This is a genomic window from Burkholderia sp. GW821-FHT14F03 (assembly GCF_058803765.1).
In genome coordinates this window covers 49388-69371 of sequence record NZ_JBXAPG010000028.1, presented here as the reverse complement: position 1 = coordinate 69371, position 19984 = coordinate 49388, and the positions used below count along the sequence as shown (strand labels likewise).

Here is a 19984-nt window from a genome sequence, read left to right as displayed (position 1 = left end):
GTCCCCGCCGACTTGTCCCCGCCGACTTGTCCCCGCCGACTTGTCCCCGCCGACTTGTCCCCGCCGACTTGTCCCCGCCGACTTGTCCCCGCTTAGCCGCGCGATGCCGCGCCTGCGCGCGACACGCGCGCAGGCGCGAAACCAAGCCGCGCGCCGATATGTCGTGCGGCCCGCCACCAGCGCGCGCGCCGAGACAGCGGCGCATCGTCGGGCAGCGTCATGACGCCTGATCCGGACCGCGACGCCGCGCAACTAAATTCGAAACCGCCGCGCCAGCGATAACGCAGCCACAATTCCCCGGCCGACCGCAGCAGGCCATCGTGGATCTTGCGCGCCCAGTCGAACAGATCGTCGCACTCCCCCGCGCCGCACTCGACAGCGAGCGCGCGCAGACAAGCGAGCAAGGCGCCGGCGCTCAGTACCGCGCCGTTGAATTCCGCGAACGCCGTGATCCGTCCGGCGGTCTTCAACGCATACAGCGCCGCGACGATCAAGCGCTCGTCCTCGTTCCAGGCCGGGTATCCGCGCTCGCGCAGCGACGCCAGCAGCAGCGCGCCGCGCGTCCCGCCCACGACCTGTTCGTAGCGGGCGGCAAGCGTATACAGCCGGTCATCGATGTAGAAACACACGGGTTCGATCTGCGCGACGCACGCGCGCGCCTCCTGCAGCACCCGCGCCAGTTCGCCGCTCGCGTGCGCCCGGTCGAGCGTTGTGCGCACCCGCGCCGCGCACTGCCGGTCGCGCAGCTGCCAGTCGGCAAAACGCGCGTCGACCTCGGCCAGCACCTCCGCGCCCGCCGCCACATGCCCCAGCTCGAGCCAGGTATCGTCCGGCGTATAGGCGATCTTCGGCGCGTCCGATGGACGGACATGCAAGCGCCCGAGCGCATTCACGTAGAGCGTGAGCGACGCGCCCTCGCGCACCGCCTGCACGCTCAGCTCACGGTGCCGGTTGAGCGCGGCAAGCGCCGCTCGGTCATACGCGCCGAGCGCGCGGCACGCCTCGGCGGCAGGCCGCAGGCCGCCCGACGCCACCGCGTGCCACGCGGTTTCATCGGCGGAGGGGCCCGGTCGGGCACCCGGTTCGGTGTCGCCAGCGCCCCACCATTGCGACGCGTGCTGCAAAGCTTGATCCATCGTTCGACTCTCATTCAGCGCGAAATGCGCGCCCCGCGCGCCAGGACGGCGACCATCGGCCGGCAAAGCCGGCTCGGCGAGACACAGGGAGATTTCACGCGGACCCGCGCGCGCCGACAACTACCAGCCTTGGTAGTCCGACCGCGCGTCAAGGCGCGCGGGGCCGGGGTGCGTCACTTGGACGCGCGGGCGAGAGCCGACATGCCGGGACAACCGGCAGCGGCGAACGGTGGATTTACTGGCCGTCCATCGGACACTTGAGGTTGCAGCCGTTCGGGTCGCCCATGTCGCCCTTCCTGCGCAGGGCCGACTTCTTGCTGCCCTGGTACTTCTGCGACGGCGACGACGCGGCGAACTGCATCTGCGGATGTTCGTTCAGACGGAATTGCTCGTTCAGGATGCCGCCCGGCACGCCGGGAGAATTCTGCGCGAACGCGAGCGAGGCGGTGGCGGCAAGCACGCCCGCGCTGAGGGCGGCGACGGTAAGGGACAGGAATGGCTTCATAAAGGAAAAACGCCGCGACGGCGTAGCGGATGAAACGTAGATGAACGGAAAGCGTAGCGCAAACGCGGCCGCCGTGCAGCGAAACAGCCCTCCCCCCCATTACCGGGCATGACGTTTCGCCGCCGTTCCCGCGAGCCCGTCGGACAGGCTCACGAGCGAGCCCGAGGCGGCCGGATCATAGCCGTCGAGTCGCGCGACGCCGGCGCGGTAGTCCGCCTCGCGCAGCAGCGCGAGTACGCCCGCGAGCGGCGCGTCGGTCAAGCGCGCGCGCTCGCAGGCAAAGTAATAGTCCTCGTCGGCCACGGGGATGAAATCGAGCCCGAAGTGGCGCGCGGCGGGCTCGACGCCGAACCCGACGTCGGCCATCCCGCTCGCGACGAAGGCGGCGATCGCGGAATGCGTCAGCTCGGTCGAGGCCGCTCCGCCGAGCCGCGCGGGATCGACGCCGGCCGCCTGCGCCGCCAGCTCGAACAGCATCCGCGTGCCCGAGCCCGGCTGGCGATTGACGAAACGGATGTCGCCGCGCGCGAGGTCCGCGAGCCCCGCGATTCCGCGTGGATTGCCGTGCGGCACGAACAGCCCTTGCCGCCGCCGCGTGAGGTGGATCAACGCGTGCCGCGCTTCATCGAGCCAGGGCCGGTAGATCCGCGCGCACGCCGCGCGATGCGGCCCGCGCGGCAGATGAAAGCCCGCCAGGTCGCACTCGCCGGCCGCCAGCGCCTTCACGGCCTCCACGCTTTCCCGGTACTTGAGATCGAGCGGCGCGCCGCCGCGCTCCCAGGCCTCGGCGAGCGCCGCGACGGCGTAGCCGTGCGATGCGTGAATCCGCAAGCCCGCCGCGCGCCGCGTCAGCCACCGATCGAGATTGCCCGCGATCTCCGCCGCGCAGGCGCGCAGGCTGCCGTCGAGCCGCTCGCCCGCGAGCTGCTGCGCATCGGCCACCGCGCGCCCCAGCGCCGACAGCGAAGTCCCCTTGCCCCGCACGGTTTCGATCAGCGCCCCGCCGACGCACGCCTCGAACGCGCGCACCTGACCCCACGCGTGCCGGTAGGACATCCCCCGGCTATGCGCGGCGCGCGCGATGCTGCCCGTCGCCGCGATCGATTCCAACAGCGGAGCGAGGTCGGTCAGGCTCGCGACCCGACCCGCGCTGTCGCGCACGTACAAGTGCGCGTCGCATTCGATCTCAATCATTTATGCACGCTCATTTCCTATTGCGACGCCGCCGCGATCAGCTTATCGTCAACGGCAATCAATCAAAACAGAGTTGATTTGCGCACCATATGCACAGCGTGCGCATATATGACTTTGGAGGAGCATACCGGATGTCCCCATCCCCCGTCGCCCCCGAGGCGCTCGTGCACAAACACGTCCGGCCCGGCGCATCACTGGTCGCGATCCTGCACGCGATCCAGGACGACGCCGGCTTCGTGCCGCCCGCCTGCATCGCCCCGCTCGCGCGCGCCTTGAACCTGTCGCGCGCCGAGGTTCACGGTGTCCTGACCTACTACCATCACTTCCGCAGCGCGCCGCCCGCGCGCGTGACGATCCAGATCTGCCGGGCCGAGGCGTGCCGCAGCATGGGCGGCGAAGCGCTCGTCGCGCACGCGCAAGCGCGCACCGGCTGCCGCATCGACGCCCGTCATGACGAGGCCGCGCCCGCCGGCGAGGTCGCGCTCGAATCCGTGTACTGCCTCGGGCTGTGCGCGCAGTCGCCGTCCCTGACCGTCAACGGCGCGCTGCATGCGCGCGTGTCGCCGTCACGCTTCGACACGCTCTATGCAACCGCCGCGGCGGCCGGGGCGACGGAGGCCACCTCATGACGACGCGCCTCTACGTCCCGCGCGATTCCGCCGCGCTCGCACTCGGCGCCGACGCGCTCGCTGCCGCGATCGTGGCCGAGGCCGGGCGGCGCGGCCACGCGATCGAGCTGGTGCGCAACGGCTCGCGCGGGCTGCTGTGGCTCGAACCGCTCGTCGAAGTGGTCACGCCCGCGGGCCGCGCCGGCTACGCCAACCTCGGCGCCGACGACGTGGCCGGCCTGTTCGATGCTGGCTGGCTCGACGGCGGCGCGCATCCGAGCGCCGTCGGCATCGTCGACGAACTGCCTTACCTGAAGCGTCAGCAACGCCTGACCTTCGCGCGCATCGGCCTGACCGATCCGCTGTCGATCGACGACTACCTCGCGCACGGCGGCCTCGCCGGCCTGCGGCAGGCGCTCGCGCTCGACGGCGACGCCGCCTGCGAGCTGCTGATCGAATCCGGCCTGCGCGGCCGGGGCGGCGCCGCGTTTCCGGCCGGCATCAAGTGGCGCACGGTGCGCCAGGCCGCCGGCGCGCAGAAATACATCGTCTGCAACGCCGACGAGGGCGATTCCGGCGCCTTCTCCGATCGCCTCATCATGGAAAGCGACCCGTACTGCCTGATCGAGGGAATGCTGATCGCCGGCATCGCCACAGGCGCGACGGTCGGCTACATCTACGTGCGCAGCGAATATCCGCATGCGATCGCCGCGCTCGACGCCGCGCTGGAACACGCGCGCGCCGCCGGCTGGCTCGGCCCGCGGGTGCTCGGCTCCGCGCACGCGTTCGAGCTGCACGTCGCGAAGGGCGCGGGCGCCTATGTCTGCGGCGAGGAAACCGCGCTCCTCGAATCACTCGAGGGCCGGCGCGGCGTGGTCCGCGCGAAGCCGCCGCTGCCCGCGCTCGCCGGCCTGTTCGGCCAGCCCACCGTGATCAACAACGTGATCACGCTCGCCACCGCGCCGATCATCTTCGCGCGCGGCGCCGCGTTCTATCGCGACTACGGGATGGGCCGCTCGCGCGGCACACTGCCGTTCCAGCTGGCCGGCAACGTGCGGCGCGGCGGGCTCGTCGAGCTGGCGTTCGGCGTCACGCTGCGCGAGCTGCTGTTCGAGTTCGGCGGTGGCACCGCGAGCGGCCGCCCGGCGCGCGCAGCCCAGGTGGGCGGCCCGCTCGGCACCTACCTGCCGGACAGCCAGTGGGACCTGCCGCTCGACTACGAGGCCTACGCGGCCGTCGGCGCGGTGGTCGGCCACGGCGGCATCGTGCTGCACGACGACACCTCGGATCTCGCCGAACTCGCCGAGTACGCGATGCAGTTCTGCGCGCTCGAATCGTGCGGCAAGTGCACGCCGTGCCGGATCGGCTCGACGCGCGGCGTCGAGACGATCGCGAAGATCCGCGCGGGCGACACGTCGGTGCGCCAGGTGCAGCTGCTGCGCGATCTGTGCGACACGATGACGGCGGGCTCGCTGTGCGCGATGGGCGGCATGACGCCCTACCCGGTGCTGTCCGCGCTCGATCATTTCCCCGAGGATTTCGGTCTCGCCGGGACCGGCCCCGCCGTTGGTGGCCCCGCCGCGTCGACAACCCAGGCCGCCGCCTGAATCAAGGAGCCCCGCATGACCCTCCACGCTTCCGACACGCTCCCGGGCGGCTGCGGCTCCGGCCAGTGCGCGTGCGCCGGCGCGCGCCGCGCGGCGCCGTTCGACGACACCGACTACGGCACGCCGCGCCGGCGCGCCGACACCGACGTCACGCTCGACATCGACGGCCATCCGGTCACGGTGCCAGCCGGCACATCGGTGATGCGCGCGGCGATCGAGGCCGGCATCCCGGTGCCGAAGCTGTGCGCGACCGATTCGCTCGAACCGTTCGGCTCATGCCGGCTGTGTCTCGTCGAGATCGAGGGGCGGCGCGGCTATCCCGCCTCGTGCACGACGCCCGCCGAAGCCGGCATGAAGGTGCGCACCCAGAGCGAGCGGCTGCAGGCGCTGCGCCGCAACGTGATGGAGCTGTACATCTCCGACCACCCGCTCGACTGCCTGACCTGCGCGGCCAACGGCGACTGCGAACTGCAGGACATGGCCGGCGTGGTCGGCCTGCGCGAGGTCCGCTACGGCTTCGACGGCGCGAATCACCTGGACGCGCCCAAGGACGAATCGAATCCGTACTTCAGCTACGACCCGTCCAAATGCATCGTCTGCAATCGCTGCGTGCGCGCCTGCGAGGAAACCCAGGGCACCTTCGCGCTGACGATCGCCGCGCGCGGCTTCGCGTCGCGCGTCGCCGCGAGCGACAGCGCGTCGTTCATGGCGTCGGAATGCGTGTCGTGCGGCGCCTGCGTCGCCGCCTGCCCGACCGCGACGCTGCAGGAAAAGAGCGTCACGCAGCTCGGCCTGCCCGAGCGTGCGGTGGTCACCACGTGCGCGTATTGCGGCGTCGGCTGCGCATTCAAGGCCGAATTGAAGGGCAACCAGGTCGTGCGCATGACGCCGCACAAGAACGGCCATGCGAATGAAGGACACGCGTGCGTCAAGGGCCGCTTCGCCTGGGGCTACGCGACCCACAAGGACCGCATCACGAAGCCGATGATCCGCGCGAAGATCACCGATCCGTGGCGCGAGGTCAGCTGGGACGAAGCCATCGAACACGCCGCCTCGGAATTCCGCCGGCTGCAGGCACAGCACGGCCGGGATTCGATCGGCGCGATCACCTCCTCGCGCTGCACCAACGAGGAAACCTATCTCGTGCAGAAGCTCGTGCGCGCGGCCTTCGGCAACAACAACGTCGACACCTGCGCGCGCGTATGCCATTCGCCGACCGGCTATGGGCTCAAGACCACGCTCGGCGAGTCGGCCGGCACGCAGACCTTCGCCTCGGTCGGTGCGGCCGACGTGATCGTCGTGATCGGCGCGAATCCGACCGACGGCCATCCGGTATTCGCATCGCGGCTCAAGCGGCGGATCCGGGAAGGTGCGCAACTGATCGTCGTCGATCCGCGCCGCATCGATCTCGTCGACGGCCCGCATGTGAAAGCGGTCCACCATCTGCAACTGCGGCCGGGCACCAACGTCGCGCTCGTCAACGCGCTCGCCCACGTGATCGTCACCGAAGGCCTGCTCGACGATGCGTTCATCGCGGCCCGCTGCGAGCCGCGCGCGTTCGAGCAGTGGCGCGCGTTCGTCGCGCAACCCGAGCACGCGCCGGAGACGAGCGCCGCGATCACCGGCGTGCCGGCCGACACGGTGCGCGCCGCCGCGCGCCTGTATGCGACGGGCGGCAACGCGGCGATCTACTACGGCCTCGGCGTGACCGAGCATGCGCAGGGTTCGACCATGGTGATGGGCATCGCGAACCTCGCGATGGCAACCGGCAATCTCGGCCGCGAAGGCGTCGGCGTGAATCCGCTGCGCGGCCAGAACAACGTCCAGGGCTCGTGCGACATGGGCTCGTTCCCGCACGAGCTGCCCGGCTATCGGCACGTCGGCGACGCCGCGGTGCGCGCGCAGTTCGAGGCCGCCTGGTCGGCGACGCTGCAGCCGGAGCCGGGCCTGCGCATCCCGAACATGTTCGACGCCGCGCTCGACGGCAGCTTCAAGGGGCTCTACTGCCAGGGCGAGGACATCGTGCAGTCCGACCCGAACACGCAGCACGTGGCGGCCGCGCTGTCGTCGATGGCGTGCATCGTGGTGCAGGACATCTTCCTGAACGAGACCGCGAAGTATGCGCACGTATTCCTGCCGGGCTCGACCTTCCTGGAAAAGGACGGCACCTTCACCAACGCGGAACGCCGGATCTCGCGCGTGCGCCGCGTGATGCCGCCGCTCGCCGGCTATGCGGACTGGGAGGTCACGCTGCGGCTCGCGCGCGCGCTCGGCTATCCGATGGACTATGCCCATCCGTCCGAGATCATGGACGAGATCGCGCGCCTTACGCCGACCTTCGCGGGCGTCTCGTACGCGCGGCTCGACACGCTCGGCAGCATTCAATGGCCCTGCAACGACGCGGCGCCGGAAGGCACGCCGACCATGCACGTCGACGCCTTCGTGCGCGGCCAGGGCCGCTTCGTGATCACGCAGTTCATCGCGTCGCCGGAAAAGGTGACGGCGCGCTACCCGCTGATCCTGACCACCGGACGGATCCTGTCGCAATACAACGTCGGCGCGCAGACGCGCCGCACCGACAACGTCCATTGGCACGACGAGGACCGGCTCGAGATCCATCCGCACGACGCGGAGGCGCGCGGCATCAGCCCCGACGACTGGGTCGGCATCGAGTCGCGCGCCGGCCAGACCGTGCTGCGCGCGCACGTGACGGAGCGCATGCAGCCGGGCGTCGTCTACACGACGTTCCACTTCCCGGAGTCGGGCGCGAACGTGATCACGACCGACAGTTCCGACTGGGCCACCAACTGCCCGGAATACAAGGTCACCGCGGTGCAGGTATTGCCGGTCGCGCAGCCGTCCGCCTGGCAGCGCCAATACAGCCGCTTCAACGCGCAGCAGCTCGACCTGCTGGAGCGACGCGAAGCCCAGCCCGCCGCGGGCGGAAAGTGAGGATGCGATGAACCGCGCGCAACTGGCCACGATGGCGAACCAGATCGGGGCGTTCTTCGCGTCGATGCCCGATCACGACGAGGCGCTCGCCGGCATCGCCGACCACCTGCGGCGGTTCTGGGAACCGCGCATGCGCCGGGCGCTGCTGACGCTGCTCGACGATCCGCACGACGACGTGTCGGGCGCCGATGCGCTCGCGCCGCTCGTGCGCGCCGCGCTCATCGCGCACCGCGCGCAACTGACGCCCGCCGCCGCGACCGATGCGTGACGCCGTCCCCCGGCTTGACGCCGCCGCGCGCCCGGGCCGTCAGGCGGACGGCGCGGGCGCGGCAAACCACGCCTCGCAGTGCCGCAACAGCCCCGCGCCATCCGACGCGGCGCGGCCACGCGCCGCGACATAACCATCCGGCCGCAACAGGTAGAACGCCGGCCGCGTGCGCCCGTAGGCATCGCTCAGCGACGGCGCGCCGTCGCCCTCGGCATCGGCCACGCGCCAGACCCGCGCCGCGCCGGGCATCGCGCGCACGAGGCCCGCGGCCAGCTCCGCGCCGTCCGGATCGACCGCGGGCGGCGCGTCGTCGTCCGCGCCGGAGGCCTCGATCAGCAACAGCGTGAAGTGCGCGGGATCGTGCAGGTCGTACAGCGTCGCGACCCCGGGCGCATCCCCGAGCGGCCCGTCGAGCACGCGCACGAGCGCGTCCGGCGCCCGCTCGCCGGCGCGCGGGCCGCCGTCGAGCATGCGTTCGAGCGTGAGCGGACTCTTGCGATACTGGATCGCCAGCTCGCTGACGGTGCGCCGCGCCGCGTCGCGCATCGGGCCGAACGAGGCAAGGAGCGGCACCACGCGATCGCGCAGCAGCCGCAGCGGCCCGTGGTCCGCCTCGATGACCTGCGTGACGAAGCTGGTCTGCCGCAACACGTCGCGCTCGATCGGATGCCGTTCGATGTGATAGCTGTCGAGCAACCGTTCCGGCGCGCCGCCCGCGAGCACGCGGGCCAGCTTCCAGCCCAGGTTGAGCGCCTCCTGGATGCCCGTGTTCATGCCCTGCCCGCCGGCCGGACTGTGCACGTGCGCGGCGTCGCCCGCGAAGAACACCCGGCCGTAGCGCAGGTGGTCGACCATCCGGCTGTGCAGGTGGAAATACGACGACCACGCGAGATCGTCGAGCGCCATCGCAAGCGGCACGCGCGCGCGCACCACCTCGCGGCACAGTTCGAGCGACGGGCCGCCCGACTCGTTGAGGACGCCGTTGTGCGGCGGACGATCGGCGATCAAGCGGTAGCGGCCGCCGCCCATCGGAAAGAGCCCCGCGATCCCCTCGCCCGTCGTGAACAGGTGGATCTCGTCGTCGGGCCAGTCGACGTCGGCCGCCAGGTCGGCCAGCAGGAAAGTCTGCTCGAACGCGCGCCCGGCGAACCCGACGCCCAGCAGATGGCGCAGCGTGCTGTGCGCACCGTCCGCGGCGATCACGCAGGACGGCCGCAGCATCTCGTCGCGGCCGTCGCCGTGCCGCAGCAGCACCTCGGGCGCGGCGTCGGACGTCGCGCAGCGCGTCAGCGCGACGCCGCGCTCGACCTCGACCCCGAGCGTGGCCAGATGCTCGGTGAGCAGCCGCTCGGTCACGGTCTGGTCGAGAAACAGCAGGTAGGGATAACGGGTCTGCAGCGGATCGAAGTCGAGCCGGGCGATGCGGTGCGCATTCGAGTAGAGGCTTGCGCGGCGGGCGCGATGCCCGAGCGCGAGAAACGGCTCGACGATCCGATGCTGTTCGAACAGTTCGAGCGTGCGCGCCTGGATGCCGATCGCGCGCGAATACGACGCCGGTTGCGCCGCCTTGTCGATGATGCGCACCGGCACCCGCGCGCGGGAAAGGCTCATCGCGGCCGCCAGACCGGTGGGACCGGCGCCGACCACGAGCACCGGGGCGATATCGAGCGGAACGACATCCATACGGGACCTCCGCGAGCGGCAACGCGCCCAGTCTACGCCGCTGCCCGGGCGCCATCCATAGGCCGGACAGCCGATTCGGCGACCCACGTCACGCTTGTGGGAAAATAGCGGTTTCTGGCTTCATCCGCGTCATGGAATCCGTTTTCGACCGCGCCTTCGCAGCGCATCGCGCGGGCCGGCTAGGCGAAGCCGAGCAAGGCTACCGCGCCGCGCTCGCCGCCAATCCCGCCGACGCCGACGCGCTGCACCTGTTCGGCGTCCTGCGCCACCAGCAGGGGCAGCATGCCGAGGCGGCCGACCTGGTCGGCCGCGCGGTCGGCCTGCGCCCGCACGACGCCGCGCTGCAGTTGAACCTCGGCAACGCGCTGAAGGCGCTGGGCCGGCTCGACGCCGCGATCGACCACTTCCGCACCGCGCTGACGCTCGCGCCCGATTTTCCGCTCGCGCACTACAACCTCGGCAACGCCTACGCGGCGCAAGCGCGCCACGAGGACGCGGCCGACGCGTTCGCGCGCGCGCTGCGGCTCACGCCCGACGACGCCTCGATCCACAACAATCTCGGCAACGCGCTCAACGCGCTCGGCCGGCACAACGAGGCGCTCGCGGCCTTTCATCGCGCGCTCGAACTACGGCCCGGCCATGCGGGCGCGCACAACAACCTCGGCATGGCGCTGGGTGCGCTCGGCCGCGTCGACGAGGCGGTCGGGCATTTCCGCGCGGCGCTCGCCGCCGAGCCGCGCTTCGTCGCCGCGCACTTCAACCTCGGCAATACGCTCGACGCGGCCGGCCGTCACACGGACGCGATGCCCGCGTTCGAGGCGGCGCTCGCGCTGGTGCCGCAATTCCCGCTCGCCCTGTTCGGGCTCGGCAACGCGCTCGCGGCGCTCGGCCGGCACGACGAGGCGCGCCCCCATTACGAGCGCGCGGTCGGCCTCGATCCGTCGTTCCAGCTCGCGTGGCTCAATCTCGGCACCGCGCATCACGCGCTCGGTGCGCACGAGATGGCGTTGCGCGCGTTCGATCAGGCGCTGCGGCTCGCCCCCGACGACGCGCGCGCGCAGATGCACCGCGCGGTCACGCTGCTCACGCTGCGCGACCTGCCGCGCGGCCTGCCCGCCTATGAAGCGCGCCATCGCCTGCCGGGCGCCCGCCCCGCCGAACTGCCGCGCTGGCAGGGCGAGCCGATCGCGACGCGCACGCTGCTCGTGCGCGCGGAACAGGGCTTCGGCGACACGCTGCAGTTCGCGCGCTTCATTCCGCTCGCCCGCGCGCGCTGCGCGCGCCTGATCCTGCAGGTTCAGCCCGAATTGCTGCCGCTGTTCGCGCCGTGCGCGGCCGCGTGGCAGATCAGCGTCGTGGCGCTCGACGCGCCGCGCGCGCCCGAGGCCGGCCTGCTCTGCGAGCTGCTGAGCCTGCCGTTCGCGCTGGGGCTCGAATACGACGAACTGCCGTCGCGCACGCCGTATCTCACGGCCCCGGACACCGCCCGCCGCCGCTTTCGCGGCTCGATCGGCGGCCAGGCCAAGCGCCGCTACGGCATCGCCTGGGCCGGGCGCCAGCAGGCGCAGGAGAACCGCTCGCTGCCGCTCGCCGTGCTCGATCCGCTGTTTGCGCTGCCCGACGTCGACTGGATCGTGCTGCACCCCGCCCTGTCCGACGCCGAACGCGCGGCGCTCGACGCCCACCCGCACGCGGCGCGCATCCATCGGGTCGACGGCCTCGACGATTTCGCCGCGACCGCCGCGCTGGTCGATCGGCTCGACGGCGTCGTGTCGATCGACACCGCCGTCGCGCATCTCGCGGGCGCGCTCGGCAAGCCGCTGTGGCTGATGCTGCCGTTCGCGGCCGACTGGCGCTGGTTCACGGGCGCGGACAGCCCGTGGTATCCGCGCGCGCAGTTGCATCGCCAGCCCGCGCCCGCGCAATGGGCGCCCGTGGTCGAAGCCGTCGCGCACGCCGTGCGGCGCGCGTAAGCCGGCTGATCGCACAAAAAAGGAGCGCCGAGGCGCTCTTTTTTCGACGCCCGCCGGTCGGCGGGCATGCCTCCGAGTTACGCGGCCTTGTACTGATTGCGCGCCTCGGGCGTGCGATACAGCACGAGCGTCGCAACCAGCCCGCAGACTGCGGCCACGGCGAGCCACAGGCCGGGCGCGGCCTTGTTGCCGGTCTCGTGGATCAGCAGCGTGGAGATCGCCGGCGTGAAGCCGCCGATCGTCGTGGCGAGGCTGTAGGCCAGCGAGAAACCGGCGGTGCGCACGTCGGGCGGCATCACCTCGGTCAGCGCGACCACCATGCCGCCGTTGTACGACGCATAAAGGAACGACAACCACAGCTCGACCGACAGCAGCCGCATGAACGACGGATCCGCGACGAGCCATTGCACGGCGGGATAGGCGGTCAGCAGCGTGAGGACGGTGAACGTGATCAGGACCGGACGGCGGCCGATCCGGTCGGACACCGCGCCCGACAGCGGCAGCCAGATCAGGTTCGAGATGCCGACGCAGACCGTGACGAGCAGCGCGTCGATCGACGACAGGTGCAGCACTTCCTTGCCGAAGGTCGGCGTATACGCGGTGATCATGTAGAACGACACGGTCGTCATGATCACCATGCCCATCCCCGCGAGCACGACGCCCCAGTTGTCGACCATCGACTTCATGATCTCGCCCATGCTCGGGCGGTGCTTCTTCGCGAGAAACTCGTCGGTCTCCTTCAGCGAACGGCGGATCAGGAACAGGAACGGCACGATCAGGCAGCCGATCAGGAACGGGACGCGCCAGCCCCACGACGTCATCTGCTCGACGGGCAGCGCCTTGTTCAGCAGCACGCCGACGAGCGCGGCGAACACCACCGCCACCTGCTGGCTGCCCGACTGCCACGACGTGTAGAAACCCTTGTTGCCCTTGGTCGCGATCTCGGACAGGTAGACCGAGACGCCGCCCAGCTCGACCCCGGCCGAGAAGCCCTGCAGCAGGCGGCCGAGCAGCACGAGGGCCGGCGCGAGCGCGCCGATCGTCGCATAGCCCGGCACGGTCGCCACCGTGAGCGTGCCGAGCGCCATCAGGCCGAGCGTCAGGATGAGGCCCTTGCGGCGGCCATGATGGTCGATATAGGCGCCCAGCACGATCGCGCCGACGGGCCGCATCAGGAAGCCCGCGCCGAACACCGACAACGCCAGCATCAGCGACGCGAACGCGTCGCCGCTCGGAAAATAGGTCTTGGCTATCGCGGACGCGTAATAGCCATAGACCATGAAGTCGTACATCTCCAGAAAATTGCCGCTGACGACCCGGAATACGGTCCGGAACTTCGATTCATCCTGCTGGGAGGCGTGGGACGCTGTTGACATGTCTCTCTCGATAAGGCACCGCTGCTGCGTGGGGCGCGCAGGGTCGTGACATCGTGGTATCGCCGGGCCGCTGGCGCGGACACGGGACGACGCAGGCCGATGATGCACCGCATCGCGCCCGCCATATTACTGCGAATCGACGGGCAACCGCGTCAAAGTGTCGCGCGAAAACGCACGCCTGGAAATCGGGGGAAATGATGAGATCGGCCATCCGCGCGGCTCGCAACGATCGGGAGTCCCGAGCGGGCGCGGCAGGCGGCCGGGTCGGGCCGTCGCGCCCCATTGAACGGCGGCGGGCCGCGCTTGCTGCGATGCGGCAGGGCCGAGGCGGCATCGGCCCGCGCCAACTTCGACGTTCAGATTCATTCAGATTCATTCAGATTCAGACCGGTCCCATCGACGCGCCGCGACGCTTCACCGATGATTCCTCGATTGCCCGCCCCGGCCGCTTCCGGCGATGCGCGCCTTGCTCACGCCGCGCGGCCCGACCGACTCATGACCGCCTCATCACTCGTTCCCGTCGAAGGCCAATTGGCGCGCCCGTCGCTCATGCCGTTCAGCGGCCTGCCGTTCGGGCGCGAATGGACGAGCCTCGCCGGCTGCCCCGCGCAGTTGCGCACCGTCTTCATCGACCCCGACGCCCCGCACCGCGCCTGCCAGTGGCGGCCGCTGCGCCGCACGGCGCCGGCCGGCTCCACCACCGCCGCGCCCGCCGCGTCGTCCGTGCTGATCCCGACGTCCGGCGGGCCGCCCCGCGTGCTGCACGCCCTGTGCTGCGCGCTGGGCGCATTCGGCCTGATAGGCTGGCTGCTCTGGTCTCACCTCCCCGAGCGCGCCGCGCCGCCTGCACCATCCGCGCCGGCCGCGACACCGGCGCCGCCCGAGGCTCGCGCCGGCCGCCCACGCCCGGCGGCGCCACCCCGGCATACGTCGACCGCCCCCTTGCCGCCAGCGGGCGCGCCGACGCACGCCCCCGTCTCGCCCGTGATGCCGCTCCCCGAGGCGTCCCACGCTCGCGTCAAACCAGCCCGGCCGGTAGCAATCCATACGCGACCGCCGCTCGAGCACGCGATGCGGCACGCCGCCGCCGCGCCGCATCGCACCGATCCCCCCGTCACGGCCGCTCGCTCACCCGATCGGCATACACGCCCGGCCGCGCTCGACGATCCGACGACGTTCGCCGAATGGCAAACGCTGTACGCCACCCTGCGCGCCGACCTCCCCGCCGCGCTGCCGGCGGCCGCCCATCGCCCACCGCCGGACGACTGGGCGAACGCGCTGCAGCATCGACGCCTGACCGCCGACCCCGCCCGGTTCACGCGCTGACACCGCCCATGAAAAAGCCCGGCGCACTGCTGCGCCGGGCTGCTGACTGACCAATCGTTCCGCGCGACGCTAGCGCATCGGCGCGGCCAAACCCGTCTCGGTCTGCTGCTGCAACTTCTGCACCTGTTGTTGAAGCTCGCGCAACTGCGCCTGCGCGGCCCGCTTCTGCACGTCGAGCGCCTGCGCCTCGTCGCGCGCCGCGCGCTGCTGCACGGCCACCTCCACCTGCCGCGTATGCGCGACGTCGACGTCGGCCTGCAAGCGCTTCGCGCGCTCCTCGGACAGCGCGATCACACGCTCGAGAAACGCCTTCTGCGCGGCCAGCTCGGTGCGCTGGATCTCGACATCGGCCAGCTCGACCGTCCGCGCGACGAAGTTCGCATAGATCATCTCGGCGCGCGGCTTCTCCTGCGACGGAATCACACGCCAGAACTGCCGGTCCTGGAACAGCGCCGCGTAATAGGTCATCTCGTCGGGATAGAACAGCAGGCTCGCGCCGTAGCTGCCGTTGTAGGTCGTGCGCAGCTCGACGAGCTTGCCGTCGTGCAGCAGCTTCATCATCTCCGCGACCGAGCCGAGCGGCTGCTCGCCCGCCGCGGGCGCGGCCGGCTCAGCCGTCAGCGCGGTCACGGCCGGCCGGGTGCCGGCCACGGGCGCCGTGGCGTCAGCGGCGAACGACGCGCCGGCCTGCGCGCCGGCGCACACCGCCACGCACAGCGCCAGGCGGCGAACGCGATACAGACAGAACGACATCGGATCAGCACTCCGCATGAATTGGGCAACGGCGGATTATCGCGCGATTCCCGGCGATGCCGGGCAGCCGATGCGCGCCCCGCGACATTTTCGGATCCGTCCCACCTGGACCGAGGCCCCGGCGAAACGGACCCCGTTCGTCACAGCCGGGTCTCGCGCGCCGCGCGCAGGAAGGTGTCGAGCAGCGGCGTGCAGTCGAGCAGCTCGGGGCCGCCCGCGCGGTGGAATTCCGGATGCCACTGCACGCCGACCACGAACGGCGCGCGCCGGTAGCGGACGGCCTCGATGATGCCGTCCTCGGCCGAGACCGCCTCGATGTTCAGGTCGCGACCCAGATCGCGGATCGCCTGGTGGTGGATCGAATTGACGATCGCCTCGCGGCGGCCCGGAAACATGTTCTGGAGCGTCGAGCCGTCGGGGAAGCGGACCGTGTGGCGATGCTGGTCGTAGCGTTCGCTGACGTGCGCGCCGGCGGTCGGCACGTCGGTCGCGATGTCCTGGTACAGCGTCCCGCCGAATGCGACGTTGATCAGCTGGCAGCCCCGGCATACGCCGAGCACCGGCTTGCCCGACTCGACGAACTCGTGCAGCAGCTCCAGCTCGTACATGTCGCGCACCCGGTCGCCCGGCCACTCCGGCCGCGCGTCGGACGCCGCGTAGGTCTGCGGCGACACGTCGGCGCCGCCTTGCAGCAGCAGCCCGTCGAGGTGCTTGGCGTAATCGCGCAGGCGGATGTTGCTCGGGTGCAGCATGCCCTGATGGCCGACGGTCGGGATCATGAACACCAGCACGTCGCGCGACATCACCCAGTGCGCGATCGATTCCTCGAGGTATTGCAGCGTCTTGCCGCGCAGCCCCGGCGCGCCGACTTCCGGATGGAAGATCCGCGCCGACACGCCGATCCGCAGCGTGCGCTGCGTGATCCGCTGGCCGGCCCGGTCGAACAGCCGGCGCGCGCGCGCCGCGATGATGCGGCCGAACACCGACCACGGTGTATCGCTCTGCTTCAGATACGCGGGCGGCGCGACCGGCGCACCGGCGGGCGGCGGGCGCGCGGTCTCGAAATCGGGCGCCGCGCCGAAGCCGGGCGGCGGGGCGCCGGGCTTAGCGCCCCGCCCGGCGGCGGAACGCTCGGGCGTCGCCACGCCGGGCGCAGCCGCGCCGGCCCCGGCGGAACCGGGCGCGCCCGGCTCGGCGCCCTGGCCGACCGGCGCCGCGCCGGGATCGCCGACATCCTGCGCAGCCGCCACCTGCGCAGCGAACGCGCTGACGTGGACGGTGGGCTGAGGCTTGTCCTGCGGAGTGGAAGTCGAGGCCGCCGATTCAACCTGGCCGCTCGCGGGCGGCGTGGAGGAGGACGGGGACGAAGAGCCGGACGACCCGGCGCCTGCTGGCGTGTTTTCGCTCATGACGATGGTCTGGTGCGTCGGTCACGCGGTATTAAACGAGGATTCATTATCCTTCAGTAGCGGATTAGCGGCAAATCGCCAGTATTTCGTCAACATTGTTGCAAGCTGACGACAAATCGCCACCCGCGCCCTCTGCTCGCTCCATGACGGGGAATTTTGACATGCTGGATTCATGTGATATATCACATTAATATCCAGATTCGTTCCCTATCCCGAGGCCTGCAGGATTGCCCATGCCGTCGCTCACCTTCACCGTTTCCGCCACCCCGCCCGCCCAGCCGATCGACATCGCGATCGACGACCTCACGATCGCCGGCTGGGCCGGCCGCGACCCGGCCGCCATCGAACATCACATCGCCGAACTGGCCGCGCTCGGCGTGCGCCGGCCCAGCGCCACGCCGTGCTTCTACCGGCTCGGCGCGGGCCTGCTCACGCAGTCGGACCGGATCGAGGTGGTCGGCGCGCACTCCGGCGGCGAGGCCGAATGCGTGCTGCTCAACACCCCCGACGGCCTGCTCGTCACGGTCGGCTCCGATCACACCGACCGTGCGGTCGAGGCCTACGGCGTCACGGTCTCGAAGCAGGTGTGCCCGAAACCCGTCGCGCGCGTGGCCTGGCGCTTCGCCGAGGTCGCGCCGCACTGGGACCGCCTCGAACTGCGCGCCTGGCTCACGCAGCACGGCGCGCGCCGCCGCTATCAGGCGGGCAGCGTCGCGGCCCTGCTCGCGCCCGCCGACCTGCTGGCCCGCGCGCCGCGCGAGACCGCGCTGCCCGAGCGCGGCGCGCTGTACTGCGGCACGCTCGCCGTCGACGGCCCGCTCGCGACGATGGCCGACGGCGACGCATTCGAGATCGAACTGCACGACCCCGTGCTCGAGCGCACGCTGCGCCACGCCTATCGCGTGCGCGTGCTCGAGATCGCCGACTGACCCCCGCCCCGCGAGACCCCCATGCCGACCTCCCCGACGTCACCGGCCGACCCTGAAGCGCGCGCGCTGCGCAAGGTCACCTGGCGCATCATGCCGTTCCTGTTCCTCGTCTACGTGCTGTCGTACCTCGACCGCGTCAACATCGGCTACGCGAAGCTGCAGTTCACCACCGACCTCGGCCTGTCCGACGCCGCGTACGGCCTGGGCGCGGGCATCTTCTTCATCGGCTACTTCCTGTTCGAGGTGCCGAGCAATCTGCTGCTCAAGCGCTTCGGCGCCCGCGCGACGCTCGCGCGGATCACGATGCTGTGGGGCGCCCTGTCCTGCGCGATGATGTTCGTCACGAACGAAACGAGCTTCTATCTGCTGCGCTTCCTGCTCGGCGTCGCCGAGGCGGGGCTCGTGCCGGGCGTGGTGCTGTACCTGACGTTCTGGTTCCCCGCCGACCGGCGCGCGCGGATGATCGCGGTGTTCATGGCCGCGATCCCGGTCGCCGGCATCGTCGGCGCGCCGCTGTCCGGCTACCTGATGTCCGCGCTGCACGACGCGCACGGGCTGCGCGGCTGGCAATGGATGTTCGTGATCGAGGGCGTCCCGTCGATCCTGACCGGCTGCTGGGCGCTCGCGGTGCTGCGCAACACGCCCGACGATGCCGCCTGGCTCAGCCCCGAGGAAAAAAGCGCGCTCGCCGCACGGCTCGCGCTCGATCGCGCCGAGGCCGTCCGCGCGGGCGGCGAGCACCGCCTGCGGGCCGCGCTGCGCTCGGGCCGCTTCTGGCTGCTCACGCTCGTCTATTTCTGCCTCGTCGCCGGCAATGCGGGCTTCTCGTTCTGGCTGCCGCAGATCATCAAGGATCTCGGCGTCGCCGACCTCGTCACGAACGGCTTCGTCACCGCGATTCCGTACCTGGCCGCCGGCATCGGCATGGTCCTCGTCGGCCGCTCGTCCGACCTGAGCGGCGAGCGGCGCTGGCACTACGCGCTGTCGTGCTTCACCGGCGCGGCCGGCCTCGTCGCGAGCGCGGCGCTCACCCATTCGATCCCGCTCGCCGTGGCGGGCCTCGCGGTCGCGTACATCGGCATCCTGTCCGGCTTCGGCATCTTCTGGTCGATGGCGACCGGCTACCTGCAGGGCACCGCCGCGGTCGCGGGCATCGCGGTCATCAATTCCATCGCAAACCTCGCCGGCTACGCGAGCCCGTACGCGCTCGGCCTGATCAAGGACGCGACCCACCGCGTCACGCCCGGCCTCGTGCTGATCGCCGTCGCGCTGGTCGCGGGCGGGCTCGTCACGCTCGCCTTGCCGCGCATCGACACCGGCGGGCGTCGGCCGCGGCCGGCGCCGGGGCATGCGCGAGGCGACGGGTCGCCCGCCGCACGCCCTTGAGGCAGCCGCCCCCTTGCCGAACGCTGTTGAGGCGGGCCCCTCTGTGGCCGGGTCGCCGTGAGGCGGGTGCCCCTGAGGCGGGCGCCCCTGAGGCGGCCCCCCTGAGCCGGGCCCCCCTGAGGCGGGCCCCCCTGAGGCGGGCCCCCCTGATCTACAATGCGCAGCAATTTCACCGCCACGCGCACCATGACGCCCCCTGCCTCGCCGCACAGCCCGCCGCGCGCCGCCGCGCGGCCGCCGGAAAGTCTTGCCGACCAGGCCTACGCGCTGATCCAGCGCGACATCATCACGATGCGGCTCAAGCCCGGCGCGGCGCTCAACGAATCCGAGCTGATCGCGCGCACGGGCATCGGCCGCACGCCGGTCCATCAGGCCGTGCACCGGCTCGTGCTCGAAGGCATGCTGAGCGTGATGCCGCGCAAGGGCGTGATGGTCAAGCCGGTGTCGCTCGACGACGTGCTCGCGATCATCGACGTGCGGCTCATCAACGAGGGCCTGTGCGTCGAGCTGGCCGCGCGCCACGCGCAGGCCGACGACCACGCGCGCATGGCCGCGCTCCTCGACGACGCGCGCGCCGCCGTGGCCGCGCACGACGTCGAGGCGATGATGGAACTCGACCGTGCGTTCCATCTCGCGATCTCGGCCGCCGCGCGCAATCCGGTGCTCGCCGAGATCCTGCGCGGGCTGCACGAGCGCTCGCTGCGCTTCTGGTTCATCACGCTGTCCGAGCCGCACCATCTCGCCGACGTCCAGCGCGAGCACACCGAGCTGTACGAACTGCTGCGCGCGCGCGACGAAGCCGGCGCGCGCCGCGCCGTGGAGCGCCACATCGAGGCGTTCCGCGCGTCCCTTGTCCAACACATCCAGTCCTGACGCCGC

Annotated in this window: 16 protein-coding genes; 9 read left to right on the top strand and 7 right to left on the bottom strand. The window is 71.2% G+C overall.

Features of this window, described 5'->3' with window-relative positions:
* Positions 1–92 precede the first annotated feature (92 nt).
* From AC1RQF_RS19875 to AC1RQF_RS19865, 3 genes are all read right to left on the bottom strand, one after another.
* Positions 93–1136: a hypothetical protein gene (locus AC1RQF_RS19875; RefSeq protein WP_274001843.1), complete on the bottom strand. Its 1044-nt coding sequence runs from the start codon at positions 1134–1136 to the stop codon at positions 93–95.
* A 235-nt stretch (positions 1137–1371) separates the two neighbouring features.
* The gene (locus AC1RQF_RS19870; RefSeq protein WP_274001841.1) at positions 1372–1641 is read right to left on the bottom strand and encodes a hypothetical protein; all 270 of its coding nucleotides are present in this window, start codon (positions 1639–1641) and stop codon (positions 1372–1374) included.
* A 99-nt stretch (positions 1642–1740) separates the two neighbouring features.
* On the bottom strand, positions 1741–2835 hold the full coding sequence (locus AC1RQF_RS19865; RefSeq protein ID WP_492872783.1) for a substrate-binding domain-containing protein: 1095 nt from the start codon (positions 2833–2835) through the stop codon (positions 1741–1743).
* A 131-nt stretch (positions 2836–2966) separates the two neighbouring features.
* Here AC1RQF_RS19865 and AC1RQF_RS19860 point away from each other — a divergent pair, with 131 nt between their 5' ends.
* The 4 genes from AC1RQF_RS19860 to AC1RQF_RS19845 are packed head-to-tail and all read left to right on the top strand — an operon-like array spanning position 2967 to position 8270.
* On the top strand, positions 2967–3464 hold the full coding sequence (locus AC1RQF_RS19860) for an NAD(P)H-dependent oxidoreductase subunit E (RefSeq protein ID WP_274001838.1): 498 nt from the start codon (positions 2967–2969) through the stop codon (positions 3462–3464).
* A complete protein-coding gene (locus AC1RQF_RS19855) occupies positions 3461–5050 on the top strand; it encodes a formate dehydrogenase beta subunit (protein ID WP_492872781.1) in 1590 nt (529 codons plus the stop codon). Before AC1RQF_RS19860 ends, AC1RQF_RS19855 begins: the two co-directional genes overlap by 4 nt.
* 15 nt (positions 5051–5065) lie before the next feature.
* Positions 5066–8002, top strand: coding sequence for a formate dehydrogenase subunit alpha (gene fdhF, locus AC1RQF_RS19850; RefSeq protein WP_492872780.1), 2937 nt, complete (start codon positions 5066–5068; stop codon positions 8000–8002).
* A gap of 7 nt (positions 8003–8009) precedes the next feature.
* The gene (locus AC1RQF_RS19845; protein WP_492872779.1) at positions 8010–8270 is read left to right on the top strand and encodes a formate dehydrogenase subunit delta; all 261 of its coding nucleotides are present in this window, start codon (positions 8010–8012) and stop codon (positions 8268–8270) included.
* 39 nt (positions 8271–8309) lie between these two features.
* Here AC1RQF_RS19845 and AC1RQF_RS19840 read toward each other — a convergent pair whose 3' ends face one another.
* The gene (locus tag AC1RQF_RS19840) at positions 8310–9953 is read right to left on the bottom strand and encodes an FAD-dependent monooxygenase (RefSeq protein ID WP_492872778.1); all 1644 of its coding nucleotides are present in this window, start codon (positions 9951–9953) and stop codon (positions 8310–8312) included.
* A 131-nt stretch (positions 9954–10084) separates the two neighbouring features.
* On the opposite strand from AC1RQF_RS19840, the gene AC1RQF_RS19835 reads away from it, so the two are divergent.
* The gene (locus tag AC1RQF_RS19835) at positions 10085–11926 is read left to right on the top strand and encodes a tetratricopeptide repeat protein (protein ID WP_492872777.1); all 1842 of its coding nucleotides are present in this window, start codon (positions 10085–10087) and stop codon (positions 11924–11926) included.
* Positions 11927–12003: 77 nt separating this feature from the next.
* On the opposite strand, the gene AC1RQF_RS19830 is transcribed toward AC1RQF_RS19835, so the two are convergent.
* The gene (locus AC1RQF_RS19830; protein ID WP_274001831.1) at positions 12004–13302 is read right to left on the bottom strand and encodes an MFS transporter; all 1299 of its coding nucleotides are present in this window, start codon (positions 13300–13302) and stop codon (positions 12004–12006) included.
* Between the two features lie 495 nt (positions 13303–13797).
* On the opposite strand from AC1RQF_RS19830, the gene AC1RQF_RS19825 reads away from it, so the two are divergent.
* The gene (locus AC1RQF_RS19825) at positions 13798–14628 is read left to right on the top strand and encodes a hypothetical protein (protein ID WP_274001830.1); all 831 of its coding nucleotides are present in this window, start codon (positions 13798–13800) and stop codon (positions 14626–14628) included.
* Positions 14629–14697: 69 nt separating this feature from the next.
* Here AC1RQF_RS19825 and AC1RQF_RS19820 read toward each other — a convergent pair whose 3' ends face one another.
* A complete protein-coding gene (locus AC1RQF_RS19820) occupies positions 14698–15381 on the bottom strand; it encodes a DUF2968 domain-containing protein (RefSeq protein WP_274001827.1) in 684 nt (227 codons plus the stop codon).
* 140 nt (positions 15382–15521) lie between these two features.
* Entirely contained in the window at positions 15522–16790 is a 1269-nt protein-coding gene (locus AC1RQF_RS19815) for a gamma-glutamyl-gamma-aminobutyrate hydrolase family protein (protein WP_274001824.1), read from the bottom strand.
* A gap of 233 nt (positions 16791–17023) precedes the next feature.
* Between AC1RQF_RS19815 and AC1RQF_RS19810 the strand changes: the two genes are divergently transcribed.
* From AC1RQF_RS19810 to AC1RQF_RS19800, 3 genes are all read left to right on the top strand, one after another.
* A complete protein-coding gene (locus tag AC1RQF_RS19810) occupies positions 17024–17719 on the top strand; it encodes a DUF2848 domain-containing protein (RefSeq protein WP_274001823.1) in 696 nt (231 codons plus the stop codon).
* Positions 17720–17740: 21 nt separating this feature from the next.
* On the top strand, positions 17741–19105 hold the full coding sequence (locus AC1RQF_RS19805; RefSeq protein WP_492872776.1) for an MFS transporter: 1365 nt from the start codon (positions 17741–17743) through the stop codon (positions 19103–19105).
* Between the two features lie 186 nt (positions 19106–19291).
* Entirely contained in the window at positions 19292–19978 is a 687-nt protein-coding gene (locus AC1RQF_RS19800) for a GntR family transcriptional regulator (RefSeq protein ID WP_274004239.1), read from the top strand.
* Positions 19979–19984 lie beyond the last annotated feature (6 nt).

Coding starts and splice junctions, on each gene's coding strand:
- AC1RQF_RS19875 (WP_274001843.1), bottom strand. CDS start 1,136: ATGGATCAAGCTTTGCAGCACGCGTCGCAATGGTGGGGCGCTGGCGAC.
- AC1RQF_RS19865 (WP_492872783.1), bottom strand. CDS start 2,835: ATGATTGAGATCGAATGCGACGCGCACTTGTACGTGCGCGACAGCGCG.
- AC1RQF_RS19800 (WP_274004239.1), top strand. CDS start 19,292: ATGACGCCCCCTGCCTCGCCGCACAGCCCGCCGCGCGCCGCCGCGCGG.
- AC1RQF_RS19845 (WP_492872779.1), top strand. CDS start 8,010: ATGAACCGCGCGCAACTGGCCACGATGGCGAACCAGATCGGGGCGTTC.
- AC1RQF_RS19815 (WP_274001824.1), bottom strand. CDS start 16,790: ATGAGCGAAAACACGCCAGCAGGCGCCGGGTCGTCCGGCTCTTCGTCC.
- AC1RQF_RS19805 (WP_492872776.1), top strand. CDS start 17,741: ATGCCGACCTCCCCGACGTCACCGGCCGACCCTGAAGCGCGCGCGCTG.
- AC1RQF_RS19820 (WP_274001827.1), bottom strand. CDS start 15,381: ATGTCGTTCTGTCTGTATCGCGTTCGCCGCCTGGCGCTGTGCGTGGCG.
- AC1RQF_RS19835 (WP_492872777.1), top strand. CDS start 10,085: ATGGAATCCGTTTTCGACCGCGCCTTCGCAGCGCATCGCGCGGGCCGG.
- AC1RQF_RS19860 (WP_274001838.1), top strand. CDS start 2,967: ATGTCCCCATCCCCCGTCGCCCCCGAGGCGCTCGTGCACAAACACGTC.
- AC1RQF_RS19870 (WP_274001841.1), bottom strand. CDS start 1,641: ATGAAGCCATTCCTGTCCCTTACCGTCGCCGCCCTCAGCGCGGGCGTG.
- AC1RQF_RS19810 (WP_274001823.1), top strand. CDS start 17,024: ATGCCGTCGCTCACCTTCACCGTTTCCGCCACCCCGCCCGCCCAGCCG.
- AC1RQF_RS19855 (WP_492872781.1), top strand. CDS start 3,461: ATGACGACGCGCCTCTACGTCCCGCGCGATTCCGCCGCGCTCGCACTC.
- fdhF (WP_492872780.1), top strand. CDS start 5,066: ATGACCCTCCACGCTTCCGACACGCTCCCGGGCGGCTGCGGCTCCGGC.
- AC1RQF_RS19840 (WP_492872778.1), bottom strand. CDS start 9,953: ATGGATGTCGTTCCGCTCGATATCGCCCCGGTGCTCGTGGTCGGCGCC.
- AC1RQF_RS19825 (WP_274001830.1), top strand. CDS start 13,798: ATGACCGCCTCATCACTCGTTCCCGTCGAAGGCCAATTGGCGCGCCCG.
- AC1RQF_RS19830 (WP_274001831.1), bottom strand. CDS start 13,302: ATGTCAACAGCGTCCCACGCCTCCCAGCAGGATGAATCGAAGTTCCGG.